This is a genomic window from uncultured Sulfuricurvum sp. (assembly GCF_937936435.1).
In the GTDB taxonomy this organism is placed as follows: Bacteria; Campylobacterota; Campylobacteria; order Campylobacterales; family Sulfurimonadaceae; genus Sulfuricurvum.
This window is the reverse complement of the sequence record NZ_CALDDG010000042.1, coordinates 1-25,652: the sequence shown is the minus strand read 5'-3', so window position 1 is coordinate 25,652 and position 25,652 is coordinate 1. Positions and strand designations below refer to the sequence as shown.

The 25,652-nt window shown below is 46.3% G+C and carries 26 protein-coding genes; 12 read left to right on the top strand and 14 right to left on the bottom strand.

What is annotated here, in order from left to right; all coding sequences use genetic code 11:
- From Q0389_RS05400 to Q0389_RS05385, 4 genes are all read right to left on the bottom strand, one after another.
- On the bottom strand, positions 1–246 hold a 246-nt coding region (locus Q0389_RS05400; protein WP_298692421.1), incomplete at its 3' end, for a hypothetical protein.
- Positions 209–877: a response regulator transcription factor gene (locus Q0389_RS05395; protein WP_298692419.1), complete on the bottom strand. Its 669-nt coding sequence runs from the start codon at positions 875–877 to the stop codon at positions 209–211. The genes Q0389_RS05400 and Q0389_RS05395, both read right to left, overlap by 38 nt.
- Positions 874–2,157 carry a Na+/H+ antiporter NhaC family protein gene (locus tag Q0389_RS05390; protein ID WP_298692417.1) on the bottom strand — a complete coding sequence of 428 codons (1,284 nt, stop codon included), beginning with the start codon at positions 2,155–2,157 and terminating at the stop codon, positions 874–876. The genes Q0389_RS05395 and Q0389_RS05390 overlap by 4 nt, the downstream gene beginning before the upstream one ends.
- A gap of 103 nt (positions 2,158–2,260) precedes the next feature.
- Positions 2,261–2,884, bottom strand: a complete 624-nt coding sequence (locus Q0389_RS05385) for an acyl-CoA acyltransferase (RefSeq protein ID WP_298692415.1) — start codon at positions 2,882–2,884, stop codon at positions 2,261–2,263.
- Between the two features lie 69 nt (positions 2,885–2,953).
- Between Q0389_RS05385 and Q0389_RS05380 the strand changes: the two genes are divergently transcribed.
- Positions 2,954–3,631 carry a L,D-transpeptidase family protein gene (locus Q0389_RS05380; RefSeq protein ID WP_298692413.1) on the top strand — a complete coding sequence of 226 codons (678 nt, stop codon included), beginning with the start codon at positions 2,954–2,956 and terminating at the stop codon, positions 3,629–3,631.
- A gap of 22 nt (positions 3,632–3,653) precedes the next feature.
- Here the strand turns inward: Q0389_RS05380 and Q0389_RS05375 are convergent, their stop codons facing one another.
- The 3 genes from Q0389_RS05375 to glyQ all read right to left on the bottom strand — a co-directional run bounded on the left by Q0389_RS05375 (position 3,654) and on the right by glyQ (position 7,919).
- Positions 3,654–4,667, bottom strand: a complete 1,014-nt coding sequence (locus Q0389_RS05375) for a cytochrome-c peroxidase (RefSeq protein WP_298692411.1) — start codon at positions 4,665–4,667, stop codon at positions 3,654–3,656.
- A 64-nt stretch (positions 4,668–4,731) separates the two neighbouring features.
- Positions 4,732–6,978: an AAA family ATPase gene (locus tag Q0389_RS05370; RefSeq protein ID WP_298692408.1), complete on the bottom strand. Its 2,247-nt coding sequence runs from the start codon at positions 6,976–6,978 to the stop codon at positions 4,732–4,734.
- A 59-nt stretch (positions 6,979–7,037) separates the two neighbouring features.
- A complete protein-coding gene (gene glyQ / locus Q0389_RS05365; RefSeq protein ID WP_298692425.1) occupies positions 7,038–7,919 on the bottom strand; it encodes a glycine--tRNA ligase subunit alpha in 882 nt (293 codons plus the stop codon).
- A gap of 107 nt (positions 7,920–8,026) precedes the next feature.
- Between glyQ and Q0389_RS05360 the strand changes: the two genes are divergently transcribed.
- Positions 8,027–10,303 carry an ABC transporter substrate-binding protein gene (locus Q0389_RS05360; protein ID WP_298692405.1) on the top strand — a complete coding sequence of 759 codons (2,277 nt, stop codon included), beginning with the start codon at positions 8,027–8,029 and terminating at the stop codon, positions 10,301–10,303.
- Here Q0389_RS05360 and Q0389_RS05355 read toward each other — a convergent pair.
- The 5 genes from Q0389_RS05355 to Q0389_RS05335 form a co-directional block, all read right to left on the bottom strand.
- Positions 10,296–11,153: an ARMT1-like domain-containing protein gene (locus Q0389_RS05355; RefSeq protein WP_298692402.1), complete on the bottom strand. Its 858-nt coding sequence runs from the start codon at positions 11,151–11,153 to the stop codon at positions 10,296–10,298. The genes Q0389_RS05360 and Q0389_RS05355 overlap by 8 nt on opposite strands.
- Positions 11,150–11,626, bottom strand: coding sequence for a DUF3972 domain-containing protein (locus Q0389_RS05350; RefSeq protein ID WP_298692399.1), 477 nt, complete (start codon positions 11,624–11,626; stop codon positions 11,150–11,152). The genes Q0389_RS05355 and Q0389_RS05350 overlap by 4 nt, the downstream gene beginning before the upstream one ends.
- Before the next feature lie 139 nt (positions 11,627–11,765).
- Positions 11,766–12,260, bottom strand: coding sequence for a 5-(carboxyamino)imidazole ribonucleotide mutase (purE, locus tag Q0389_RS05345; RefSeq protein WP_298692396.1), 495 nt, complete (start codon positions 12,258–12,260; stop codon positions 11,766–11,768).
- A gap of 24 nt (positions 12,261–12,284) precedes the next feature.
- Positions 12,285–13,577 (bottom strand): peptidase U32 family protein, encoded by a 1,293-nt coding sequence (locus Q0389_RS05340; RefSeq protein ID WP_298692394.1) that lies wholly within the window; start codon positions 13,575–13,577, stop codon positions 12,285–12,287.
- A gap of 112 nt (positions 13,578–13,689) precedes the next feature.
- Entirely contained in the window at positions 13,690–14,397 is a 708-nt protein-coding gene (locus Q0389_RS05335; RefSeq protein WP_298692391.1) for a chemotaxis protein, read from the bottom strand.
- 68 nt (positions 14,398–14,465) lie between these two features.
- Between Q0389_RS05335 and Q0389_RS05330 the strand changes: the two genes are divergently transcribed.
- The 4 genes from Q0389_RS05330 (at position 14,466) to Q0389_RS05315 (ending at position 17,811) form a co-directional block, all read left to right on the top strand.
- Positions 14,466–15,245 carry a histidinol-phosphatase gene (locus Q0389_RS05330; protein ID WP_298692389.1) on the top strand — a complete coding sequence of 260 codons (780 nt, stop codon included), beginning with the start codon at positions 14,466–14,468 and terminating at the stop codon, positions 15,243–15,245.
- Between the two features lie 72 nt (positions 15,246–15,317).
- The gene (glnA, locus tag Q0389_RS05325; protein ID WP_298692387.1) at positions 15,318–16,748 is read left to right on the top strand and encodes a type I glutamate--ammonia ligase; all 1,431 of its coding nucleotides are present in this window, start codon (positions 15,318–15,320) and stop codon (positions 16,746–16,748) included.
- A gap of 140 nt (positions 16,749–16,888) precedes the next feature.
- Positions 16,889–17,344: a type II secretion system protein gene (locus Q0389_RS05320; RefSeq protein ID WP_298692385.1), complete on the top strand. Its 456-nt coding sequence runs from the start codon at positions 16,889–16,891 to the stop codon at positions 17,342–17,344.
- Entirely contained in the window at positions 17,344–17,811 is a 468-nt protein-coding gene (locus tag Q0389_RS05315) for a type II secretion system protein (RefSeq protein ID WP_298692383.1), read from the top strand. Before Q0389_RS05320 ends, Q0389_RS05315 begins: the two co-directional genes overlap by 1 nt.
- 59 nt (positions 17,812–17,870) lie before the next feature.
- On the opposite strand, the gene pckA is transcribed toward Q0389_RS05315, so the two are convergent.
- Both pckA and Q0389_RS05305 read right to left on the bottom strand, forming a co-directional pair.
- Positions 17,871–19,460, bottom strand: coding sequence for a phosphoenolpyruvate carboxykinase (ATP) (gene pckA / locus Q0389_RS05310; protein WP_298692381.1), 1,590 nt, complete (start codon positions 19,458–19,460; stop codon positions 17,871–17,873).
- A gap of 161 nt (positions 19,461–19,621) precedes the next feature.
- Positions 19,622–20,014 carry a hypothetical protein gene (locus Q0389_RS05305; protein ID WP_298692380.1) on the bottom strand — a complete coding sequence of 131 codons (393 nt, stop codon included), beginning with the start codon at positions 20,012–20,014 and terminating at the stop codon, positions 19,622–19,624.
- Between the two features lie 171 nt (positions 20,015–20,185).
- Between Q0389_RS05305 and Q0389_RS05300 the strand changes: the two genes are divergently transcribed.
- The 6 genes from Q0389_RS05300 to Q0389_RS05275 all read left to right on the top strand — a co-directional run.
- On the top strand, positions 20,186–20,677 hold the full coding sequence (locus tag Q0389_RS05300) for a type II secretion system protein (protein ID WP_298692378.1): 492 nt from the start codon (positions 20,186–20,188) through the stop codon (positions 20,675–20,677).
- Positions 20,678–20,808: 131 nt separating this feature from the next.
- Entirely contained in the window at positions 20,809–21,261 is a 453-nt protein-coding gene (locus tag Q0389_RS05295; RefSeq protein WP_298692423.1) for a type II secretion system protein, read from the top strand.
- Positions 21,251–21,730: a type II secretion system protein gene (locus tag Q0389_RS05290; protein WP_298692376.1), complete on the top strand. Its 480-nt coding sequence runs from the start codon at positions 21,251–21,253 to the stop codon at positions 21,728–21,730. The genes Q0389_RS05295 and Q0389_RS05290 overlap by 11 nt, the downstream gene beginning before the upstream one ends.
- A 4-nt stretch (positions 21,731–21,734) precedes the next feature.
- Complete coding sequence (locus Q0389_RS05285; RefSeq protein WP_298692374.1) at positions 21,735–23,579, top strand: primosomal protein N'; 1,845 nt, start codon at positions 21,735–21,737, stop codon at positions 23,577–23,579.
- A gap of 39 nt (positions 23,580–23,618) precedes the next feature.
- Positions 23,619–24,680, top strand: coding sequence for a flavodoxin-dependent (E)-4-hydroxy-3-methylbut-2-enyl-diphosphate synthase (ispG, locus tag Q0389_RS05280; protein ID WP_298692372.1), 1,062 nt, complete (start codon positions 23,619–23,621; stop codon positions 24,678–24,680).
- A partial coding sequence (locus tag Q0389_RS05275; RefSeq protein ID WP_298692351.1) for a DnaB-like helicase C-terminal domain-containing protein occupies positions 24,680–25,652 on the top strand: 973 nt, incomplete at its 3' end. The genes ispG and Q0389_RS05275, both read left to right, overlap by 1 nt.

Sequence of the window (25,652 nt, the reverse complement as noted above, 5' to 3'; positions counted from 1 at the left end):
GTCTTTGGGAAACGCAGTGAGGTCGTGACCGCTTTCGAGCCATTTTTTCAGCCGGGGAACATACGATTCGCTCTCCAGCTGCATCGCCAGACGATGTGACGAGAGCATTTGGGCTTTCATCGATTCGTAATAGAGCATCGCCATAAGGGAGAGAATAAGGATGCTCATCACCCCATAGAGGGCTAAAAAGTTTCGCAGGGTCCGGTATTTAGCGAAATTGATACCCGAGGCGTTTGTGGCTGACAATGCGATCCTTTCCTAAAAGTTTGCGCAGAGTTTTGATGTAGGTGCGAAGCGAACCGTCGCTCGGTGTTTCATCGTAATCCCATAGATGTTCCATAATCACTTCATGGGAGAGGAGCTCGTTTTTATGCTGGATAAAGAGTTTTAGAAGCTTATGCTCTTTAAGCTGCAACGGTTGCTCTTTCCCATCGACCGTGAGTACCTGATTATCGATGTCGTAGGCGATCGAATCGCTCAGGGACAAGGTTTCGGAAGGGTTGTGGTAAAAATTGCGTTTGAGAATCGTTTGTATCCGCAGCAGCAACTCTTTGAGCTCGTAGGGTTTGCGGATGTAGTCATCCCCTCCGCTGAGAAATCCCTCTTCGACGTCGTTCATCGCATTGCGGGAAGTGATGAAAATAGCGGGGGTGGAGTTTCCTTCTTTGCGGCTTGATTTGAGGAGAGAAAAGCCGTCTCCTCCAGGAACATTGACATCCAAAAGCAGCAGATCGAATTTCTGTTCAAAGAGGATGTCTTCAGCCGATGAGGCGTCATAGACGCATACGACTTCGTATCCTTGCTCTTCGAGATATTCACTGACACTTTCGGAAAGATTGGGATCGTCTTCGAGGAAAAGAAGTTTTGATTTTTTCATGACAGGGCGACTCCGGCAATAATGAATAAAAGCAAGGCAATGAGAGCGGAGATCAGTGCATAGGGGAGCTGGGTCCGCACGTGTTCGCCCACTTCACATCCGCTTGCCATCGAAGAGATGATGGTCGTATCGGAAATCGGGGAACAGTGATCGCCGAAAACACCCCCTGATATAACGGCTCCCATACATAACGCGACCGGAGCATCGAGCCCGACGGCCAAGGGGACGGCGATGGGGAGCATAATGCTAAATGTCCCCCAACTGGTCCCTGTCGCAAACGCAATAACGGCGGCAAAGACGAAAATCGCTCCGGCAATATAAGCACTCGGGAGATAATCGCCGATAAAAGAGGCTAGATAGTGCCCCACTTTCATATCCGAACTCACTCCGCCGATCGCAAAAGCAAACAACAAAATCATAGCAATCGGCGTAAGAGATTTGGCCCCTGCGAATACGGTTGTAAAAAATTCCCGGCTCGTCATGACACCCATCGAACGATAATAGATCCATGTCAAAACCAGAGTAAGAAGCAGGGCATAGAATATAGAGGTGGAACCCGAACCCTCCAGCAGATTGCCGCCGCCGGTGATAAGCATAAAGCCGATTACCCCCGCAATCATCCAGACAACCGGCCAAATGAACAAAAATACCGAAGAGGGGCTGCCGTCTACTATCTCTTCCGTAGGAGGATTAGGGAGAGTGCGGCGCATCGGACCGATATCGATACCGAACCAGATGACGGCAAAGGTGACGATCAAAGCTATATAAGCATAAAAATTAAATACAACCGCTTCAAGAAGCCATCGTCCCTCCTGCCCCGATATCAGCCCGGCCGTGATCTGTCCGCCGATAAGGCCGAGCAAAAGGGCACCCCATCCGTTGATCGGGAGCAGAGAACACATCGGTGCGGAAGTCGAATCGCATACGAAGGCGAGCTTGGCACGACTGATGCCGTAGCGGTCACAGAAAGGTTTGCCGATCGCCCCCGCTACAAGCGATGTGATGGAGGATTCGATAAATATGATGATCCCAGCGATAAAGCTCGGGATCAATGCGCTCCGTTTGCTCTGAACCCATGAGCGGCGGATACTGAGTTCATGGACCAGTCCGCCGACCCCTCCGCTGCGTTCGATCAATGCCATGACCGACCCCACCATGATTGCAAATGCGAGGGTTTTTAAAACCCAGCCTTCTTGTAATAAATGGATGAAACGCTCAAACGTAAGCGAAACGGTGTTGAGAGGATTGAATCCGGAAATGATGATCTCTCCTACCACCACTGCGGCAGCGAGAGCGATGAAGACTGAACGGCTGTAAAAAGCGAGAAAGATAGCGACAGCGGGAGGAATGAGCCCGAGAATACCGTATTCGATGGCAGACCCCTTACAAGATCATCTGAAGGCGTAAAATCCCGGGGCGGTCGAATTGTTCTTTGTAGTATTCGCTCCGTTTCTCGTCGATGACGGTAAAGCCGAGTTTTTTGTAGATCATTTCAATTTCGGCCGAACCGATCTCTACCGGAGTCTGGACTTTACGGTACCCTTTGAGGCGGGCAGTGAGCATGCTTTTGCCGATCAGTTCTTTATAGACATCAAACGTTTTGAACTCAGGTTGTACCATTAAAAAATCGAGAACGAAGGTTTTATTGTCCGTCTCCCCTTCGCACAACAGATACGCGGCGATCCGTTCGTGATAGCTTTCATCGAATCCGATCTCTTCGAGCGCCTTCGTAAAGATTTCATGGGTGGCTATACGCGGCTCGTATCCGCAGATGACTCCGGCTTTTTCGGTTCCGACCATCGCGATAAAAAAGTTGGAAAAATGGCAATAGCTTTTTGTCGAAGTGGTAGCGAGCCGTTTAAGATGCCCCAATAAGAGTTCCGTATCGGAAATATTGAACACCAAATCAAATAAACCGATTTTCTTGCCTGCACGAGATCCCTCAAGCAAGGCTTGGGCAACGATGTCAATATCCGTCTCGGAAGCTTTGCGAACCGTAATTGTCATGTGTGCCTCTAACCGCGAATTTTCAATATGCTATACTACCTAACTTTAAAACAAACTAAGAACGTCTATATGTTTAAATTCTTTTCACTTATTGTTATCTCCTCTTCTTTTGCGTATGCAGAAGGTTCGCAGCAGATGATGGTTGTTTTATCGGATGAGCTAAACGCGACGGTCGCGTCGATGCAACGGTATGAATATAACAAGCGCTGGATCAAAACGGGAGAGAGTATCCCCGTCACATTGGGACGCAGCGGATTGGGATATGCTCTCATAAAAGAGCCGCTTAAAAATGAGGGGGACGGACGCTCTCCTGCCGGTTTGTTTGATATCTCGGCGACATTCGGATACGACGTATCTTCTAATTCTGCCATGCCTTACTACCGCGCCGACGAAAAACTGATCTGCGTGGACGATGTCAACGATACCCGTTACAACACGATCACGATATCGGAAGAAAATAGACTCCCCGCAAGCTATGAAAAAATGCGGCGTGAGGATGGATTGTATCGTAACGGCATCGTTATAAATTACAACGCTTCAAAGACAAAAGGGCGCGGATCGTGCATTTTTATTCACTTGAACCATTCCGATCACCGTCCTACGTCCGGATGCACTGCGATGGACGAAGATGCTTTGAATACACTATTGGGGTGGCTTGATCCTCAAAAGCATCCGCAGATTTTGCAAATACCCAAAAGCGATTGCGGTGAATATCAAAAAAAGTTTGAGGGGATTGAATGCCGATAACCCCGCGAGTGCGGGGACGGTTTTAATTGACGTCTACTTTAGGGGTAGTCGGATTGGATGCGGGAAGCATCGGATAGACGATGGTCGGTTTTTTACCTTCGAGTGATTTGAGGAAGGTTTGGATCGATGCCGTCTCTTCATCGCTCAAATCGACACCGAGTTGGATGCGGCCCATCTCTTTGATCGCTTCAGGCAAGGTAGCGATTTGTCCGTTATGGAAATACGGTGCGGTTTCGGTAACGTTGCGCAATGTCGGAACGCGGACCAGTCCGTTGGCATCTCCTTTGAAGTCGCCGATATTCATATATTTATACGGCGCTACGACGCCGAAAGCCTGCATCGTTCCTCCGAGGGCAATATCGTTGTGGCATGTCGCACACCCTTTGTCGATAAAAGTTTTAAGCCCTTTTTGCTCTGCCGTGCTTAACGCTTTTTTATTTCCGTTGAGGAAATCGTCATAGCGTGACGGAGTTACGAGGGTACGTTCGAATACGGCGATGGTATCGGCGATTTTTTCAAACGTGATCTTCACATCTTTTCCGTACGCTTTTTTGAACAAAGAGACGTATTCCGGCATTGAATTGACGACATTGGTGACCAACTCTTTCGGTGAAGCCATCTCCGGTGCCGCTTGCATCGGTCCTTGGGCCTGATCTTCGAGATGAGGACTGCGTCCGTCCCAGAATTGTTGGCTGTAGAATACGGCATTGTAAACGGTCGGTGAGCTCAATCCGTGCGGATTGGCCGTCCATTTATGTCCGATTGCCGCACCCATTCCGTCAACGCCGCCGGTCGCGAGGTTATGACAGGTATTACAGCTGATAAGTCCGCTTTTGGAGAGACGCGGTTCAAAATAGAGCATTTTCCCCAGTTCCACTTTTGCCGCCGTGGTAGGATTGGCTGGGTTAGACGTGAGCTTTTCGAGCGCTTTTTTGTTCGACGGAATCGGTTTGAGCCCTGCAGTTTTTGCTTCGTCGATCAGTGAGGCGCCCATAACGGTCGTCGCGATCATCGCTGAAATCATTAATGCTTTCATAGTGTAAATCCTTAGTATTTGGATAGGAATGAAAATTGTAGCACAATTAGCTAAAGGAAAAATTTTATCCTTTGGCTAATTTGAGCTCCTGCATAACGGTAGAGCGTTTGGAGTGTTCCAGCCGTCGGCACGCCGCTTCAAACGCCCCGCTTTCACCGATCAGGATACAGTGTCCTTTCGCACGGGTAAGTGCGGTATAGAGCAGCTTGGTGTTGAGCATTATAAGGTGGGAAAAACTCATGACGGTTACGACGGTATCGTATTCCATCCCCTGAACTTTATGAACGCTCAGGGCATACGAGAGGCTCAGAAAATCGCTGATCCCCTCAAAACGGTATTGGACGATCAGCTCTTCGTTGGGATAGTAGACAAAACAGAGATCTTCTTCTTCGTCGATTCTGAAAATCAGCCCGCACATCCCGTTGAAAATTCGTCGCTCGCTGGGTTCGAGATTCTCTTTGAACTCTTCGGGGGTAAAAGAGAGGAGGTTGTCGTTTTTGATATGGACGACTTTGTCCATCAAACGCAGTTCCCCTTTGAAAGTTTTGATCTTTTTTTTGGGGTTGGGATTGAAATAGCCCTGAAGGAGGAGATTGAGGTTATCGACTCCCAGTGAATTTCCCCGCATCGGCGAGATGATTTGAAAGGCGTTAAGATATTCGCGAATCGCTTTGGCTTGAAGTTTTTCCCGTGATGCGGGGAGATGTTCGAGGGTGATTTCGGCAATTTTTGCCAGAATGTTGTGGCTGAGGGTCTGGGTTACTTCTTCAAATTCCCGGGCGGAGAGGGAATTTTTCAGGGCATGGCGGTTGGGAATATCGACCGGAAAAAAAGTAAAATCCTCGTATTTTTCGCGATACGGAGGGATTAATCCCTGACGGATATCGTTGGCGATCAGAGTGATCGCCTGATCAGGGCTCTGGCGGTAAATTTGCGTCAGCATGACGGTCGGTGCTAATTGCAAAGCGATAGCATCGCTGAGCGGATTGCCCGCACCGATAGGGGGGAGCTGGGCATCGTCTCCGACGATGATTACGGTAGCGTCGCGTTCGATTTTGGCGATGAGGCGGGCAAAAAGGGCGGAATTGATCATCGAGGCTTCATCGATGAGGAGGACTTTATAGGGCATGGTGTCGTGAGCTTCGAAACGGACCAGCAGGCTTTGGATCGTCGAACTTTGGTATCCGCTGCGTTCACGGATTCTCTGCGATGCGATTCCGCTGAGTGCACAGGTCATAATCAGGGCGGGTTCGTGGCGCAGAGCCAGCAGATCAAGCAGCGCTTTGGCGGTGGTGCTTTTCCCGGTTCCGGCATAGCCGACCAGAAATAAAAGTCCCGTCCCTTCGTTGATCCGTTTGAGGGCCTCGAGTTGCTGCTCTCCCAGTTGAAGGGTGTGTTGTTGTAAAAACCCTTCGAGATCATCGCTCAGCGGATCGTGCAGCGTTGTTCCGCGCCGTTTGAACTCGCTGATGAGGAGGGTTTCCGCTTCGTAAATACGGGTCGGCGAGAGTTTTCCGCCGGGAAGCATCGTGATACTCCCCTCTTTGAGGCGGTCATCGAGTGCATCATCATAACGTTCATGATCTCCGAATTCGAGCAGTTGATCGAGTTTTGCGAAGAGTGCAGAACGATCGATACAGCTGTTGCCTTCCTGATCGCAGTATTCGCCGAGAGTGTACTCCATCGCGGCTTGGATACGGCGGTCGTCATCGCTTCGGATTCCCATCCTCAAAGCAATTTCATCGGATTTTTTAAATCCGATTCCATGAATGCGCATCAAAACATAAGGGTTGTTTTTAATCGTTTCGATCGGATTGGAGAGCTCTTTCATCGCCCCTGCTATCAGCCGCAGCAGGGATGGGGTGACGCCGTAGGGGGCAAGAAACTCTCCTAGCAGCCGCATGGAACGAAACTGTTTCCATCCGGCAGAGAGTTTGGAGAGGCGTTTGGCACTCATTCCCTTGATCTGCATCAGTTTTTCGATATCGTTATCGAGGATATCGATCAGCCCTTCGGTACCGTATTTTTCTATCAGCTCGGCGGTGAGTTTTTTGGTGAATCCTTTGACGACGCGGTTCAAAAAGAAAAAAAGTTCGTTTTGATTGACCAAAAGGGACTCGGCTTTAAACGTACGGCCGTATTGGGTATGGACCTCCCATGCACCTTTCAGGGTAACGGCTGCATCTTTGAGATGCTCGACATTGCTTTCGTAATAGTGGGCACTGATCTTTTCGCCGCTTTTGAGTGCCGCGATGAAAAAGCCGTTGTTTTCATAAATGATTCGTTCGATTTGGCCGATGAGTGTTTGCATGAGGAGATTTTAGCGGAAATTAAAAACGGGGAGATTTATATGACACCGAAGTGTCACGATCAGGCTTTAACGCGGAGATTGCGTGCCTCTTCCTGAGATTTGTAAAGTTCCGCGCACCCTTTGGCGAGTTCACGGATTTTGAGGATATAGTTGGCACGTTCGGTGACCGAGATCGCTTTACGCGCATCAAGGGTGTTAAACGTATGGGATGCCATCATACACAGATCGTATGCCGGAAGAGGAAGCTCGGCATCGAGACACCGTTTGCACTCTGAGGCTTTGGATTCGAATTCGGCGAAGAGCATTGCGGTATCGGCAATTTCGAAATTGTATTTGGAAAACTCGATTTCGCCCTCTTTATGGATGTCCCGATAGAGGGTTTTACCGAAGGTATTTTCACTCCAGACGATATCAAAAACGGTATCGACCCCCTGAAGGTACATAGCAAGGCGTTCGGTTCCGTAAGTGATTTCGACGGCTACCGGATCGCAGCTGACCCCTCCGACCTGCTGAAAATAGGTGAATTGGGTTACTTCCATTCCGTTAAGCCATACTTCCCAGCCAAGCCCCCATGCCCCGAGAGTCGGCGATTCCCAGTTGTCTTCCACAAAACGGATATCGTGTTCTTTGAGGTTAAGTCCCAGATACTCCAGACTTTTAAGATAGAGCTCTTGAATATTTTCAGGAGAGGGTTTAATCAATACCTGAAACTGGTAGTAGCTTCCCAAACGGTTCGGATTTTCACCGTAGCGTCCATCCGTCGGGCGGCGGCTTGGAGCGACATAGGCAACAGACCACGGTTTAGAATCGAGCGAACGTAAAAAGGTGGCAGGGTGAAAGGTTCCCGCACCGGCGGCGATATCGTAGGGCTGAACGATTGCACACCCTTGGTCATTCCAAAATTGTTGAAGTTTTAAAAGCATATCACCAAACGTAATCATAGCGGTCCCGTCAAAAAAAGTTTTGCCATTATACCAAAAACGTGCCATCCCAAGCGGTTTTTAAAGCAATCCATCATAATATAATGGTAAATAATACCGGAAGTGATATGATATACCGTTATTTGGCCCTTTTGTATTGTTTCATCACTTTGGCCCATGCGCAACTGCAGCCCGAAAGAGTATCGGTGCAGCTACAATGGGCGGATCAATTTCAGTTTGCGGGGTATTACGTCGCAAAAGAGAAGGGTTTTTACAAAGATGCCGGGCTTGATGTCACGATTAAAAAATTCGATCCGAAAAAGCTTGCCGTCGATGAGGTGATGGCGGGGCGTACCCAATACGGAATCGGGCGCTCTTCACTGTTGGTAGATCGTATGAAAGGGAAAGATGTCGTAGCTTTAGCGGCCATTTTTCAAAGTTCTCCTTTTATTCTCCTCTCATTAAAATCGGCTGATATTAAAACCCCGCATGATTTAGTCGGCAAACGGATCATGATGACGGAAGATTATCAGGATACAATTTCGGTCCGTGCGATGCTCAACTCCCAAGGGGTTCAAATTGACGATTTGAAATTTATCCAGCACAGCTACAATCCCGAAGATATCGCCAACGGAAAAACCGACGTAATGGCGTGTTATGTCTCCAACGAACCTTATGTACTGAAAGAAAAAGGGATCGAAACAAACGCGATTAATCCCGAAGCATACGGATTCGATTTTTACAGCGATATTTTATTCACCTCAGAATATGAAGTTCGGCACCATCCCAAACGGGTTCGCGCTTTTGTCGATGCGACGCTTAAAGGGTGGGAGTATGCATTTGAACATATTCCCGAAACGGCGAAGCTGATTAAGCAAAAATACAACGGACAAAACAAATCGTACGGCAGCCTTGTGTACGAGGGGGAAGTATTAAAAGAGTTGGCATTTCGCGGTAATCAGCCGCTAGGGGCTATGACGCTGGAAAAATTCCGGCGAATATCCGATATTTACCGTGTTATGTGGCTCTCTTACAGCGATGAACGTCTGGACGGATTCTTGTACGAAGATTCGGCAAACCAAAGCGTTCCGCTTACGGTAAGCGAGCGCTCTTTTTTACATACGAACACGATTCGATACACATCGACGTTTAACTGGCCGCCGTTTAATTTTTCCGCTTTGGAAGATCGGGACCGACTTCAAGGCATTGCAGACGATTTTTGGCAGCTCATCGTCCAGAATACCGGAATGCATACCTCGTTTCAACCCTCTACGACATGGAGTGAAGTTTTAAATGCGGTTAAGACAAAAAGTGTCGATATTACGTTAGGGACGGCAGTATCGAGCGATAAAGAGCCGTATGCAATATTCTCCAAACCGTATGCATCGTTTCCCAATGTTATCGTAACGAATAAAACCATCGATTTCTTGCCGGGGTTGTCATCTTTGGAAGGGAAACGGGTAGCGATAGGAGAAGGGTATAGCGTTGCCGATATGATCGCAAAACAGTACCCGAAAATCACGATTGTCGGAGTCGATAACACCCGTGAAGGATTAAAACTCCTTAGTGCTAATCGGGTGGATGCCGTTGTCGATATCCTTCCGGTTGTGGCATATTTGATCAATGCCGATCATTATCTCGATCTGAAAATATCGGGAACGACTGAATTTGAATTTGATGTTCGGATGATGATCCGTAACGATTATCCGGAGCTTAAGTCGATTGTAGATAAAGCGATAGACGGTATTTCGATAGCACAGCGGCAGAAAATTTTCAACCGTTACATCGCGGTCAGCTATGAAGATCGGATTGATTATTCATGGATATATCGAGTCGGCGTTCTAGTCAGTGTGGTTATCGCTATTTTTTTGTATCGCCAATTCGAGATGGGCAAATATAATAAAAAACTTTTACAAATGGCAACGACGGATTCATTGACGGGATTGACCAACAGAATCGGTTTGGATGAAAAATTGCTCTCATGCTATCAGTTTTATCAGCGTGAACATCGGGTATTTTCGATCATGATAGTAGATTTGGACTATTTTAAGCGGATCAACGATACTTACGGGCATTTGGTCGGAGATAAAGTATTGCGAAAAGTGGCCGATATTTTACGGCAAAACGTACGGGAAGTGGATATGGTAGGACGATGGGGGGGCGAAGAATTTATGATTATCTGTCCTTCTACCAACAGTGCCGGGGCGTATAATCTTGCCCTTAAAATTCAAACCGCATTGAGTGCGGCGGATTTTGTTCAGGGCATTGCCGTCAACTGCAGTATCGGAATTACGGAGTGCCGCGAGGAGGACCGTATCGAAAATGTTGTCGCACGGGCAGATAATGCGCTGTACAACGCTAAGGCGGAGGGGAGAAACCGGATAAGCCTCGATCCGATTAACTGAACCTACAAACAATATCGCCGATGGAACGTCCAAGCGATGTGGCGACGACGGAACATTTTACTTTGAGTAAAAAACAGATATTACCACGTCTTTGCGGCGTCATACACTCATAATTTCCCATCCCTTTTGCCAAAACGATATCTGCCGAGTCAAAAAGATCACAGGCCTGTTCGGAAGCGAGTTCATAGACGAATCCGGGAGTGGGTACACCGCTGTCTATGACCGTACAGAGTTCGTCTATTTTGGCTTCGTAGGCCTCTTTGAGCGTCACATCATTGATGATAGGATTGCCGCGGACCATATAATAAATGGCCGTTTCGGGATAAAGCTGCTTGAGATGACGAATTGTCAATGCGTCAAAAATATGTTCTCCCGCATTATCACCGATGTATACCAGAGTTTTAGCCGTAGCCATCGCCTCTTGCAGTTTTTCGCTGTCGTCTTGGGCAAAATCGGTCTGAAAAACCGATTGAATGGCATCGTGCAGATCGAAACTCACTTCGGCAGCCAAATCGATGACATTTCCGACGACAGCGCTTTTAAGAAGGGTATGAAACGGATATTCACTCTGTGAAATAGTCTCTTCCAAAAAAGGGATATAGGCGGAAGCCTGCTGTGACGTATACAGTTTTTGTTCATCATAGAGATCATGTTTTTCTGCAAATCTAGCCATCTGTTCATACAACGGAGCGGCAAGAACGGGGGGAGAAAGGGTAAAGTCCGCATTCTGAAGGGCGGTATCGACATACTGGGTAATTTGGTCGCTCAAAGCCTGATCGGCTTGGATTGCTTCGCACACGCGCCGGCTTTGGGCGGCTATGCAGCCGATACATTCGGGTTTAATATTCATAATGCGGCATGATCGTCGATCACTTTACCCCACATCAGTTTGTATTTACGGCGCATGAACTCCACTTCCTGTTGCGAAAGACGGAGTTGTTCGGTTAAGGTTGCAATGGTATTGCGATCTTCATCGTAGAGTTCCTGAAGAGAGGCAAGGGCTTCTTTGAGAAACAGATTTTCATTTTTGATCGACTCGATTGTCTCTTCTTTGGCGACGAGCACTTTTTCGTGGAGGTTGATAATCGTGCCGATCGTTTTTTCAACGAAGTTTGCACCTATCGTCACATCTGCTTCCGAAGCGCTGAGTTCATGGAGACTGACAGGGACGATTCCCGCCATTCCCTGACCGGGATCGATGAACACCTCTCCGTCTTCGACTGTTGTCGTGAGTTTTCCGCGGACGATTAGAGCTTCGACCGCTTCACGGTCCAAATTAGTCATTTGGGCATAATCGTCGATACTCATCCAGTGTCCTTGCATCTTTACCACCTTACTTTATTTAGACGATTATAGCAAAACGTGTACCTAATTAAAATGGAATGATGGCGAATGATGTGAAGTACCGAAGTTCTCCATGGAAGAGAACTTGGTATTTAGGGCAGTTTAAGCGGTATATTTCTTATAGAATCGTTTCGATTTCCAATGAGTCCATTTCGACTTTTTTTGCTTTTGCAATGCGGTCTTCTTGGAGTTTCATTCGCAGCTCTTCATTTTCCAATGCTAGAATCTGCATCGCCAGATAAGCGGAATTGATTGCTCCCGCTTTACCGATCGCTACGGTTGCTACCGGCATTCCCGCCGGCATTTGGACCGTGGAGAGAAGGGCATCGATACCGCTGAGAGCCGATGCACTCATCGGGACACCGATGATCGGTTTAATGGTTTTAGATGCCAAAACCCCCGCCAAATGAGCTGCCATACCCGCAGCGGCGATAAATACCTGAGCCCCTTTGGCTTCGGCCTCTTTGACATAATCTTTGGTCCGTTCCGGGCTGCGGTGAGCGGATGAAATAATCAGTTCGTATTGAACACCGAACGCTTCCAAAGTCTCCGAACACGACTTCATGACATCGAAATCGCTTTTGCTCCCCATGATAATAGATACGAATTTCATTCAATTACTCCTTGTTGATTAAGTTTAACATTTGGTGACCGTTCCCATATCTTCCGTCGCCGGGATACGAAAAAAGGTGAACGGCGGTAATTTTACGGGGAGGGTGAAGCGGTTGAGGTTGCCGCTGTGGATTTGATCCCATATTTTTCCGTTTTCGGCAAGAAGTTTCTTGAATGAGATACTCCATTGTCCGTCGATATATCGGATTGTCCCGATTTCGTTATCTATTTCACTTAACATCGATTCATCGGGCGTAAGAATCTCCATGGCATCGCCCGGGAACGTTTTGTATTTGCATTCGAAATACTCTCCGGATCCGTCAACCATGCCGCTAACCTGATGTGTCCCCATCATCATGGATATGTCGAGATTTTGGGTATCGTGTTTTTCGAAAGGGCGGTTGATCAGATAGGCATCGGTAAAACCGCGGTTTTGCATCGTATTCAATTCGCGTTGATAGACTTCTTCGTTGAAGATTCCGGCATAATAGTCATCGATAGCACGGCGGTAGACTTTTGCAGTGACGGCAGCATAATATGGAGCTTTGGTACGCCCTTCGATTTTGAGCGAATCGATGCATCCGGCATCCAGAATCTCTTTGATATGGCTTGCGAGATTGAGGTCTTTGGAATTCATAATATAGGTTCCGATCCCTTCGTCTTCGACGAGCTTGAAAAGGGTTCCCGTCTCGGGATTTGCAGCATACATTTCATACGGAAAACGGCAGTCGTTAGCACAGCTTCCGCGGTTTGGAACCCGTCCGCTTTGCAGAGTCGAGATCAGACAGCGTCCGCTATAGGCAAAACACATTGAACCGTGGACGAACACTTCGATCTCCAAATCGGGAAGCTCTTCCTTGATCTGTTTCAGATCTTTGAGCGAAATTTCGCGTGCGGCGATGATACGGCGCGCCCCCATATCATAATAGACTTGGGCATCCAGAACGTTCATGACGTTGGCCTGGGTCGAGAGGTGCAAAGGCATATCCGGAGCGATTTGGTGGGCGAGTTTCAGGACGCCGGGAGTCGCGACGATAAAGGCATCCGGTCCGAGAGCCGCCATCGCGGCAATATGTTCTTTGAGAAGTTTCAGTTGTGAGTTAAAAGGGAAGCCGTTGATGGTGACATAGACTTTCCGACCGCGTGCATGGGCGTAGTCGATCCCCTCTTTAAAACTCTCCATATCGAATTCTTTGCCCGAACGGATACGGAGCGAAAAGTGGCTTACCCCGCCGTATACGGCATCCGCGCCGTAATCGATAGCAATTTTAAGTTTTTCCAGATTTCCGGCCGGAGAGAGAAGTTCGACTTTATTCAAAGAGTGGTCTCGTTTCAGTAATTTAGCGAAATTTTATCTTAAAAAGTAGGTAATTTGGATGAAAGTTTACGGTTAATAGCGTCGAGTTAGAGGAGGCTAACCTCCTCTGAATTCATTTTTGTCCGAAAGAGGCGAGAAGCGCTTCGATATCGTCACTGCTGACGACATCCTCGGTCGTCGTATCACCATGAATGTGTACTGCGGAAGAGACCCGTTTGGAATCATCGATTTTTCCGGCGAACAGATGGTTCATGTAAGTCGAAAGGGCGCGCATAACATTGATAACCCGTTCGATTTTTTGACGATGGATATCTTGGTATTGCATGATATCCATGATATTCATAATCGTATCTCCGCCGTTTTGAAGTATTTCCAAAATACCGTCCAGATTTTCTTTGGCCGCAACGTTTTTGTCCAGCTGCGCTTTAAACGTATCGACGTGAGGGAATTTTTCACACAATGTCGTAAACAATTCGATATTGCTTTCTATCGCCGATTGGATCGGTTTGATCTCTTTTTCCCCTTTGCCGAGGTCGTTGCTGATCCCTTCGATCAGGTCGAAAATTTCAGACGCTTTTTGTTCGCTCTCTTTGGTAACGTCATCGAGCTGATGTACCATTTTATTGTCGTCTGTCGGAGGCGGTGGCGGCCAGCTGTTCATTGCCGAGACGCGGTATTTGTCCGGATTGGTTTCATGATAAGGTTCGTCTGCAGCGGGTTCTTCTTCCTCTGGTTGCGGTGCCGAAGGTTCGCTTTCTTCGTACGCTTCATCTATATCGATGTCGCCGCTCATCAATGCATCTAATTCTTCTTGCGTCATTTACGGATACCTCAATGATTAAATTGCACTATAATAGCATGTAAATCTTTAGTTTCAATGGATAAAAGATGAAAGTTGATCTTCATAATCACACCCTTTTGTGTAATCACGCAACGGGCAGCGTAAACGAATACGTAGAAGCCGCTATCGCGTGCGGGACTGAGTTTTTCGGTTTTGCCGATCATGCACCGATGCATTATGACCCTTCGTATCGGATGCGATTCGATCAGATAGACTTGTACGAATCATGGATACGGGAAGCTTCGCAACAATATCATAAACAGATTACCGTCCTTTTGGGATATGAAGTCGATTATCTCCCCGGTTATATGGATGATCTGATTTTGCATAGACCGTGCGATTATCTGATCGGAAGCGTACATTTTATAGATGATTGGGGATTTGACAATCCCGAGTTTATAGGACGATATGCGGGGATGGATATCGATGATGTCTATCGCCGTTATTTCGGATTGGTCGAAGCGATGGCAGAGAGCGGAAAATTTGATATCGTCGGTCATCTTGATTTATTAAAAGTCTTTAAATACCTTCCGACGAAGGATATCCGTTTGTTGGCAAAAGATGCGCTAAAAGCGGTTAAAAAAGCAAATATGACGATTGAAATCAATGTTTCGGGATATCGAAAACCGATTGCGGAAGCATACCCTTCTCCGTTGTTACTCGAAGAAATCGCCGAATTCCAAATCCCGATTACGTTTAGTTCGGATGCGCACCGCAGCGATCAAGTCGGATTGTATACTGTGGAGGCCGAGGCGTTTGCACGCTCTGCCGGCTATACGGAATGTGCCGTTTATTTAGGGCGCGATCGAAAAATGATTAAATTTTAATCAAGCCAATACCTCCACTTTTTGGCAGATTTTGCTATACTGTTCCAACTTTAAAATTTTCAGGAGATTTGCATGGGTAAATTCGTAAACAGTGTCGACGAGTTTTTCAGTTTTTGTAAAGAGAACGATGTTCAGTTCGTAGATTTTCGTTTCACCGATATGAAAGGGACATGGCATCACGTAACATACCGCATGAGCGCGGTAAATGCAGGACATTTTGAAAACGGTCTTCCGTTCGACGGTTCATCAATCGATGCATGGCAGCCGATCAACCGTTCGGATATGCTTTTGAAACCTGATGCTCCGACTGCATTCATGGATCCGTTCACTGCTGATCCGACCGTTATCGTATTTTGTGACGTTTATGATATCTACAAAGGACAAGCGTACGAAAAATGTCCTCGTTCTATCGCTAAAAAAGCCCTTGAGCATCTTAACCAAGCCGGTGTCGGCGATGTTGCCTATTTCGGACCTGAAAATGAATTCTTCGTATTTGACGATGTCAAAATCCGTGATGAAATCAACTGCTCATACTATGAAGTAGATTCTGAAGAGGGCGAATGGAACGGAAGCAAATCATTCCATGAAGGTTACAACACAGGTCACCGTCCAGGAACTAAAGGGGGATATTTCCCGGTAGCTCCGATCGATACGATGGTTGACTTGCGTGCAGAAATGATGATGGTATTGGAACAAGTCGGTCTAGAAGTTGTTCTCGGTCACCACGAAGTTGCTCAAGCGCAAGGTGAAATCGGTGTTGTTTTCGGAACATTGGTTGAAGCGGCTGATAACGTTCAAAAATTGAAATATGTTATCAAAATGGTAGCACACCTTAACGGTAAAACCGTTACATTCATGCCTAAACCGCTCTACGGAGATAACGGAAACGGTATGCACGTTCACCAATCAATCTGGAAAGACGGAAAAAATACGTTCTATAAAGAAGGCGGTTACGGCAACTTGTCAGAAGCGGCTCTTCACTATGTCGGCGGAATTTTCCACCACGCACGTGCGGTTGCAGCGTTTACTAACCCGTCAACCAACTCGTACAAACGTCTTATCCCTGGCTTCGAAGCTCCGTCAATCCTGACCTATTCAAGCCAAAACCGTTCAGCTTCTTGCCGTGTTCCTTACGGTGCGGGTGAAAAAGCGACACGTATCGAAATGCGTTTCCCGGATTCAACTTCATGCCCATACCTTGCATTCACTGCAATGTTGCTAGCCGGACTTGACGGTATCAAAAACAAAATGGTTCCGGTTGGTCCGATGGACGAAGATTTGTTCGAATTGTCATTGAACGAAATCCGTGAAAAAGGTATTCCACAAATGCCTCATACACTACGCGGTGCTTTGGAATCATTGATCCGTGACAACGATTTCTTGAAACCGGTAATGACAGATTTGTTCATCGATACGTATCAAAACTATAAATTCGAAACGCAAGTATGGCCTGACGAAGCACGCCCGACTGCATTTGAATTCAAATCTACTTATTCTTGTTAATTTCAGGTATAAGCCTTTGCGGCTTATACTCACTACAATATAAAATCACTCTAAAATTATCTATTCATCATTAAAGCTTAAGCTTTATCTGACGATAATAACCCATATCCATGCCGATGTGCATATTCACAGGAGTTTCCATGAAACGTAACGCGTTTACCTTAGTCGAGTTGATCTTTGTCATCGTTATTATTGGTGTATTGGCCGCAGTAGCAGTGCCGAAATTTAAAAATCTTAAAGAGTCGGCGAGTGTCAATAACATCATTAAAATTGTTAAAGATGCCGAATCATCATCTACAAGTGCCGCTGCAAACTGGTCTGATCTTGAAAACAATACAACCTATCAATTAAGTGATATTTTACAAATCAACGGCAAAAATATTGCGTATACTGGAAATTCTGGTGCTAATGATCATTATGATATAAATGTTTCAAGTACTTCTGGAACAGTTGCAAGTATATACTTTAACAGAACGAATAGAACTGTTGATACGAGAATAACTTGCGCTAATTTTCAATCAGCAATTGAAAGAACCAAATGTTATGAGGCATTAGGAATTTCTTCTGGTACGTTGGATAATAATCTTACCTTTTAATGCGTACTGCTTTTACTCTTGTTGAATTAATTTTTGTTATTGTCATCATCGGGGTCCTCTCTGCGGTGGCAATCCCTAAGTTTGCTAATCTAACAGACAATTCTAAAAGTGCTTCCGAACTTGCTACCGCTTCATCAGTCCAAAGTGCACTGGATGCTATCCATAGCGAATGGATTGCCAATACGTGCAATTTCGATTGGGGAAACAATCAAAATACGGAAACAAACCCTTTAAATGCTTCCGGTTATCCCGATTCACTTGGATCTGATAGTGCGCATCCATTCGATTATATCCTTAAAAATGCCGATAATGGGGATTGGATTTTATCGGGTGGAAAGTATTACGGACCGGCCACAAAAAATGGAACCAGCACCAAAAATCGAAACATTGCTCATAAGCCTGAGGGGAATGATTATTGGGAATACAATGCTACGGCTGGAACATTTACCCTCATAGATGTCAATTAAATAAAAAACATTGAGATAGAACGCCCAAACAAGAAGGTTTGAGCGCTTAAAGAAAGAAATTATTCAGTAGGTAATTGAGGTCCGGCAGCAGAGAAGTCGAAATCACTCGCACCGTCAGTATATTTTTTAAAGTTTTTGATAAAGAGTGCCGCTAGGTTGTCCCGTTGGACGAGATAAGCGTCACGATCCGCCCATGCATTGCGCGGATTGAGGATTACGGGGTCGATTGAGCCGAGTGTTTTCGGGATATGGAATCCAAACGTATTAGTGGTATCGAATTCGCTGTGCTGGATAGTTCCGTCGAGGATTGCATTGATACATGCACGGGTATCTTTGATACTCATCCGCTTGCCTACACCGTATCCGCCTCCGGTCCATCCTGTGTTAACCAGATAGACATTAACGCCGTATTTATCGATTTTTTCTCCAAGCAGTTTCGCATAGACAGTTGGATGGAGCGGAAGAAACGCTTCTCCGAAACATGAGCTAAACGTTGCGACCGGTTCGGTAATGCCGCGCTCGGTGCCGGCTACTTTCGCCGTATATCCGCTGAGGAAATAGTACATTGCCTGCTCTTTAGTCAGACGGCTTACCGGAGGGAGAACTCCGAACGCGTCAGCTGAGAGAAAGATGATATTTTTCGGATGCGGTGCCATCAGTGAAGGCTGGTGGTTTTCGATATGTTCGATCGGATAAGAGACACGGGTATTTTCGGTTTTGGAACTATCGGTATAGTCAACGACACCATCTTCATCATAGACGACGTTTTCAAGCAGTGCATTGCGGCGAATAGCATTGTGAATCTCTGGTTCGCTGGATGGGTCAAGATTGATGACTTTCGCGTAGCATCCCCCCTCGAAATTAAAGACCCCTTCATCATCCCAACCATGTTCGTCATCTCCAATAAGAGCACGTTTCGGATCGGTAGAAAGAGTTGTTTTTCCCGTACCGCTGAGACCGAAAAAGAGGCAGGTATCGCCATCGGCTCCCACATTAGCTGAACAGTGCATAGAGAGCTTCCCTTCGAGAGGAAGCCAGTAGTTCATCATCGAGAAGATCCCTTTTTTCATCTCACCGCCGTACCATGTTCCGCCGATGATGCAGAGATTATCTTCGACACTGAAGAGAACGAAGACTTCCGAGTTAAGTCCGTGATGTTCCCATTTTTCGTTGACCGCTTTACAGGCGTTTAAAACGGTAAATTGCGGTTTGAACATTTCAAGCTCTGTTTCTTTTGGACGGATAAACATGTTTTTGACAAAGTGGGATTGCCATGCGATTTCAGAGATAAAGCGGACAGAACGTTTGCTGCTGGCACTTGATCCGCAGAATACATCCGTGATATAAAGGTCTTTGCCTGAGAGCTGCTCTTTGGCAACCACCAGAAGTTCATCAAAAACCGCTTTATCGATTTTTTTATTAACGTCGCCCCATGCGATATAGCGGTTAGAGGGGTCTTGATTGACAAAGTATTTATCTTTCGGGCTTCGTCCGGTAAAAATACCGGTATCGACCATTGTTGCCCCGTTACTGGCCAGTTTACACTCCCCGTTATCGAGCTCGTGCTGTATTAGTTCGTCATAACTTAGGTTATGAAAAAGCTTTCCGATGTTGTGTATCCCTAACGTCTCAATCTCTGCAGAAATCATGGTGTGTTTTGCCTTTTGGGTTCATCGTGTACTGTACAGCGATGAAAATTTGAAGTTTTCACTTCCTTTACGGTGCGAATTATACGACTTCAATTTATAAACGAGAATTAAAGTGCCTATTTATTTAAACGCAAAAGGCTTATCTAGCCTTTTACAAAAAATTATTTGAACTGTGCCGCCAATTCTGTCAAAATTTTCGGAGCCAATGCTTCCGTTCCGTTATATTTTTGGAGTTTTACGCCGACGTTATTCATACTTTTGGCAGTATTTTTGCAGGCCATTTTAACGACAAGGTAATCGCAGTCTTCGATCGCATCGGCCATCGTATCATGCGCTTTGATATGTTCGATATCCCCTTCATCGTGATCGCAGGTATGGTGTTCGTCATGATCATGATCCTCTTCGCCGACGGCTTTTGGATTGACGCGGAGCCCTTCGAGGGTAAAGCTTTTAAACATCCCTCCGTTTAGGGTAAACACAGCAAAATAGGGTGTGTGACCGGCATTGCCGGCCATTTTTAAACTCTCATCCATTACGGGTACAGCGATTTTCATAGTATCTCCTTCATTAGGTATGAAAATTATGCCACATTGTCCTTAAATACCCGTTGACACGCAGATATTGCTAGATATTGTTGAATTTAAACGTTTTATAAGATATCTGAGACCATAATGACAATAGGGTTACGAGTGTAATCACTATTCTTAAAATTCAAGGAGTAAACCATGAAACGTTCAGGTTTTACTATGATCGAGTTGATCTTCGTGATCGTTATTTTGGGCATTTTGGCAGCAGTTGCGATTCCGCGCCTTGCGGCAACGCGTGACGATGCAAAAATCGCTACAAAAGTACAGGAAGCGACTGCTGTAGTGAGTGAATTGGGTGCTTATTATACCGCTCATGGTACTTTCAAAAAATTGTCAGAAATGACAAATGTCCAATTGTCAGATTCAGCGACTGCCGAAAATGTGAATGGTGGCACTTTAGATTTGAATGGAACTAATACAGTATTTTTAACAGATGGAAAAGGAGTCGGATGTATTTCATACGCTACAACTGTAGCTGGTATTGCGGATGGTAATCTAACTGTTACTTCTTTGACGGGTGCTTCAACGATTTGTTCTGCTATTCGAAAAGCGTTGAATGACAGAAATATTTCTGCGGCAAGTCCTGGTATCACCCATAAATTTGGCGGAAGCAACGTTTCTTTCAACTAATTTCTCGTACAGATTATCTTAGTCTTTAAAATATATTCCTACTTGTAAGAGTAGGAATATAAATTGTAATTGCTTTGATTTCTAAAATTATCTTTTAATTTTAGAAATCAGTACAAGAGAATGTTGAAATGATTCGCAACGCGTTTACAATGATCGAGTTGGTGTTTGTAATCATCATTTTGGGTATTTTAGCAGCAGTTGCAATTCTCCGTTTGCAGGCAACCCGAGATGATGCGCAAAATGTTGTCATAGCTCAGAATATTATGACGGCTGCCGGTGAGATAGCATCTTATGCCGTAGCAATGGGTGAAACCAATGAAAGCCTCTCGGTAATGTCCAATGGAATAAAAGAGTTAGTCAGTCAAGGCAAAGCTAGTTTGAATACTGCAGAAAAAGTAGCTTATGTTCACAGAGGCAGTGTGGATGATTGTGTTATAATAGATGTAAATTCCAGTAGTTTAGATGAAAATTTAACACTTTCATATGGAAGTGCCGGTGGGGATACGCTTTGTCTAGGCTTACAGAAAGTTGTGGATATCAGCAGGTATCCTATGCAAATACGAGGAGTAATTGTTGAACACTGATAAACTTTTAAAGCGGAAAGCTTTTACAATGATCGAATTGGTTTTTGTTATCGTCGTATTAGGGATTTTAGCTGCTATTGCTCTACCGCGTTTCGCGGCAACCCGAGATGATGCGCAGATAGCCAAAGCACGGAGTGACGTAGCGGCAATCCGTGCTGCGATCATAAATGAGAGACAAACCCGATTACTCAAAGGGGATAGTAGTTATATCAACAAGCTTAACAGCAGCAGTACTTCACTGTTTGACGGTAACGGTACGGGGACAAGCGATGGAAAACTGCTTCAATATAGTATTACTGCACAAGATGCAAACGGACATTGGCACTCTCCTAGTTGTACGAACGCAACGCCTGCTGTTTGTACTTACAAATATAAAATCATGAATACAGATATGACATTCACATATAAACAAGTTGATGGGACGTTTATGTGTACAAGTGGAACATATTGTTCAAAATTGGTAGAATGAACGCTTGTTTTTTTATCGAATAGCCCTTTTGGGCTCTCCTCTTGAACTTCTCACATATCAGTCAGATATTATTCTCGCTATCGGAAGCGAAGTGACGCTTTCGCTTTCAAAACGTCGCATGAACGGTGTCGTCATTGAGCCGTGCCAAAAACCTGCGTTTAAAACCCAGCCGATAGATGAGTGGACTTCCTATATCTACTCTGAAAGACAGATCCAAAGTGCAAAGTTTATAGCAGAATATTATGGATGCTCTCTAGGGGAAGCGCTCAACCTGTTTGTCCCTTTCCAGTCCGTGGAGGCAGTGGCAAAAAGTGATTACGTTCATCCTGACGTCAATATCGTTCTCTCCGACATGCAATCCAAAGCGCTTGATTTTCTCCGCGCTCATCCGATCTCTTTGCTCTTCGGAGATACGGGGGCCGGAAAAAGCGAAATCTACATGCGGCGGATGGATGATGTCGTCGGAGAAGGAAAACGGGCATTGCTGTTGCTCCCCGAAATTTCGCTCACCCGGCAAATGGAGAGACGGTTTAAAAACCATTTCGGCGAGACGGTTGTGTTATGGCATTCCAAAATGACGCCGAAGCAAAAAGCAAAGACCCTAGAACAGATTTATAACGGAAGTGCGCGCATAATTGTCGGTCCGCGATCGGCGCTGTTTTTACCGATAGAGGATTTGGGGTTGATCGTTGTGGATGAAGAGCATGACGAGAGTTACAAATCCTCATCGCGTCCTCGGTATAATGCACGGGATATGGCCGTCTATATCGGGAATCAGTATAAAATCCCCGTTGTTTTGGGAAGTGCCACCCCGAGTCTGGGGAGTTACGCCAAATATCCCTTTTTTCGTCTGCGCGGCGGCTACTATGAATCAAAACGCCATTTTGTATTTGAGCCCTCCATCGAGGCATTGACACCGAGTATCGACCGATCGATACTCGACAATACGGCTGCCGGACATCAGGGGATCGTCTTTATTCCGACACGGGCCAATTTTAAATATACGCTGTGCGACTCGTGCGGCTACCATGTCGAATGCCCTTTTTGCAGTGTCGGGATGAGCTTGCATAAAAATGCGCGGGCGTTGAAATGCCATTACTGCAACTATACCGAAGTGCTTCCGAAAGTGTGCCCGAAATGTCAAAGCGGGGCTTTGCGTACCGCAAGGCTCGGAACGGCGGAAGCGGTGGAGCATTTTGCGGCTTTGTCGGAAAGTTTGAGGGTAGCGCAGTTTGACCGCGACGTCATTACCACACAAAATAAGCTGATAAATGTCCTCAAATCGTTTAATAATAAAGAGATCGATTTACTGGTCGGAACGCAGATGCTCTCCAAAGGACACGATTATCACGATATTACTCTTGCCGTCGTGATGGGGATCGATAATCTCCTCTCCCAAAGCGATTACCGTGCCCGGGAAAAAGCGCTTTCTCTTCTGATTCAGATCGCCGGACGGAGCGGTCGAAAGCATGATGCAACCGTTATTGTACAGAGTTTTAACGAGTCGTTTTTTCGCAGATATCTGGAGGATTACGAGCAATTTTTGATCGATGAGATGGCAATACGGCAGGATCGTTATCCTCCGAGCAAGAAACTGGCGCGATTGCTGTATGCCCATAAAAACGGGATGAAGGCTAAAGAGGCAATGGAAGAAGCCGTCGCGACCATTCATCAGATGGAAAATGTGCAGGTAGTTGGTTTCGGCGCTTCGGCGATTGAGAAAATTGCAGATAAGTACCGCTTCCAGATTTTACTGCGCAGCGATAAAAGCACCGATCTGATACGGGCGATCAAGCATGTCAAGTCGCCATTGTGCGAGATCGATATGGACCCGATCGAGTTTACGTAAGTCAGTAAATATTAACAAGCAAATAGCTACAATCTTTTCATGATAACACGCTACCCAACTAAACAGATTTTTGTCGGAAATGTCCCTGTGGGAGGAGATGCCCCTATATCGGTGCAGTCGATGACCTATTCACGTACCGCCGATGTGAATGCAACGGTCGAACAGATCAACCGTCTCCATTTCGCGGGATGCGATATCGTCCGCGTCGCGGTGCCCGATGAAGAGGATGCATTAGCCCTGCGCGCGATCAAGGAGCAGATATCTCTTCCTCTCGTCGCCGATATCCATTTTAATTATAAGCTTGCCCTTATTGCGGCGGAAGTAGTGGACTGTATCCGGTTTAATCCGGGTAACATAGGAGAGAAATCACGGATCCGTGAGATTGTCAAAGCGTGTCAGGAACGCAACATCCCGATCCGTGTCGGAGTCAACGCGGGGAGTCTGGAAAAAGAGTTTGAACAGCGCTACGGGCAGAGTGCGGAGGGGATGGTGGCATCCGCCGAGTACAATATCAAATATCTCGAAGATCTCGGATTTACCGATATCAAAGTCTCACTAAAAGCGAGCGACGTACAACGTACCGTCGAAGCGTATCGGATGTTGCGGCCAAAGAATAATTATCCGTTTCATCTGGGAGTGACCGAAGCGGGAACGGTGTTTCATGCGACGATTAAAAGTGCGATCGGTTTAGGGACACTGTTGTTGGAAGGGATCGGTGATACGATGCGTGTGTCAATTACCGGAGAACTCGAAGAGGAGATCAAAGTCGGCCGCGCAATCCTCAAAGACAGCGGTGTCGCCAAAGAGGGTCCTAACATCATCTCTTGTCCGACCTGCGGACGGATCGAAGCGGATCTGGTCTCTGCGGTTGCGGTGATCGAGGAGCGGACTAAACATATCAAAAAGCCGCTGGATCTTTCGGTGATGGGGTGTGTCGTCAATGCGATCGGCGAAGCCAAACATGCCGATGTCGCAATCGCATACGGCAAAGGTTCCGGTCTGGTCATGGTCAAAGGGGAAGTCGTCGCCCGTCTCGATGAGGATAAACTGGTAGACCGTTTTGTTCAAGAGGTAGAAAAAATGGCAGAGAAGGAAGAGTGATGGAAGAGTCGCTTTACAATCTCGCATTTGAACGTTCGATTCTTAGTTCGGTTATCTTCGACCCCGCACAGTTTGATGATTTTGACGCTCTTTTGAGTGCTGAAGACTTTTATCTCGCAGCCCATCAAGAGATCTATCGTGCAATGCTCTCGCTTGCCCATCGTGATTTGCCGATCGATGAAGAGTTTATTAAAAAAGAGTTGAGCGCCAAGCAGAAATTCGATGAGCGGGTGATGGTGGATATCCTCACGACCAATCCGATTTCGAATACGTTGGCGTATGTACAGGAGATCAAAGACAAGGCGATTAAACGCCATTTATTGACGTTGACGACAGAGATCAAGCGGGTAACGCTCGAAGAGGAGCTCAACGGAACCGATGTCGTCGATCTGGTCGAAAAAAAGCTGTATGAGATTACCCAAAACTCACAGGCTACCGATTTTAAAGATGCACCGACAATCGCCGATGAGACATTGAGCTATATCGAAGAGATGAAGGCCAGAGGCGATGCGGTTTTGGTCGGAGTGGATACCGGATATGCCGAGCTGAACAAGATGACGACGGGATTCGGTAAAGGAGATCTGGTCATTATTGCCGCCCGTCCTGCAATGGGGAAAACCTCATTTGCGCTCAATATGGTTCAAAATCTCCTCGACAAAGGCAAAGGTGTTGCCTTCTTCTCACTGGAGATGCCGGCCGAACAACTGATGCTGCGGCTGTTAAGCGTCCAAACGTCGATTCAATTGCAACGGCTCAGGGTTGGCGATATGAACCCTGAAGAGTATAAACGTTTGAATGACGCGGTCGATAAGATGCGCCATTCAAAGTTGTTTGTGGATGATCACGGCTCAGTCAATATTCATCAGCTCCGCTCAAAACTGCGTAAACTCAAAAGCCGTCATCCGGAGATTGAACTGGCGGTGATCGATTATCTTCAAATCATGAACGGGACGGGAGGAAAAGACCGTCATT

What these genes read in the sequence shown, in the direction of transcription:
- glnA (WP_298692387.1), top strand. Translation starts at nt 15,318, where the DNA reads ATGGGTAAATTCGTAAACAGTGTCGACGAGTTTTTCAGTTTTTGTAAA.
- purE (WP_298692396.1), bottom strand. Translation starts at nt 12,260, where the DNA reads ATGAAATTCGTATCTATTATCATGGGGAGCAAAAGCGATTTCGATGTC.
- pckA (WP_298692381.1), bottom strand. Translation starts at nt 19,460, where the DNA reads ATGATTTCTGCAGAGATTGAGACGTTAGGGATACACAACATCGGAAAG.
- Q0389_RS05350 (WP_298692399.1), bottom strand. Translation starts at nt 11,626, where the DNA reads ATGCAAGGACACTGGATGAGTATCGACGATTATGCCCAAATGACTAAT.
- Q0389_RS05375 (WP_298692411.1), bottom strand. Translation starts at nt 4,667, where the DNA reads ATGAAAGCATTAATGATTTCAGCGATGATCGCGACGACCGTTATGGGC.
- Q0389_RS05320 (WP_298692385.1), top strand. Translation starts at nt 16,889, where the DNA reads ATGAAACGTAACGCGTTTACCTTAGTCGAGTTGATCTTTGTCATCGTT.
- glyQ (WP_298692425.1), bottom strand. Translation starts at nt 7,919, where the DNA reads ATGATTACGTTTGGTGATATGCTTTTAAAACTTCAACAATTTTGGAAT.
- Q0389_RS05395 (WP_298692419.1), bottom strand. Translation starts at nt 877, where the DNA reads ATGAAAAAATCAAAACTTCTTTTCCTCGAAGACGATCCCAATCTTTCC.
- Q0389_RS05300 (WP_298692378.1), top strand. Translation starts at nt 20,186, where the DNA reads ATGAAACGTTCAGGTTTTACTATGATCGAGTTGATCTTCGTGATCGTT.
- Q0389_RS05385 (WP_298692415.1), bottom strand. Translation starts at nt 2,884, where the DNA reads ATGACAATTACGGTTCGCAAAGCTTCCGAGACGGATATTGACATCGTT.
- Q0389_RS05305 (WP_298692380.1), bottom strand. Translation starts at nt 20,014, where the DNA reads ATGAAAATCGCTGTACCCGTAATGGATGAGAGTTTAAAAATGGCCGGC.
- Q0389_RS05380 (WP_298692413.1), top strand. Translation starts at nt 2,954, where the DNA reads ATGTTTAAATTCTTTTCACTTATTGTTATCTCCTCTTCTTTTGCGTAT.
- ispG (WP_298692372.1), top strand. Translation starts at nt 23,619, where the DNA reads ATGATAACACGCTACCCAACTAAACAGATTTTTGTCGGAAATGTCCCT.
- Q0389_RS05370 (WP_298692408.1), bottom strand. Translation starts at nt 6,978, where the DNA reads ATGCAAACACTCATCGGCCAAATCGAACGAATCATTTATGAAAACAAC.
- Q0389_RS05335 (WP_298692391.1), bottom strand. Translation starts at nt 14,397, where the DNA reads ATGACGCAAGAAGAATTAGATGCATTGATGAGCGGCGACATCGATATA.
- Q0389_RS05355 (WP_298692402.1), bottom strand. Translation starts at nt 11,153, where the DNA reads ATGAATATTAAACCCGAATGTATCGGCTGCATAGCCGCCCAAAGCCGG.
- Q0389_RS05330 (WP_298692389.1), top strand. Translation starts at nt 14,466, where the DNA reads ATGAAAGTTGATCTTCATAATCACACCCTTTTGTGTAATCACGCAACG.
- Q0389_RS05315 (WP_298692383.1), top strand. Translation starts at nt 17,344, where the DNA reads ATGCGTACTGCTTTTACTCTTGTTGAATTAATTTTTGTTATTGTCATC.
- Q0389_RS05360 (WP_298692405.1), top strand. Translation starts at nt 8,027, where the DNA reads ATGATATACCGTTATTTGGCCCTTTTGTATTGTTTCATCACTTTGGCC.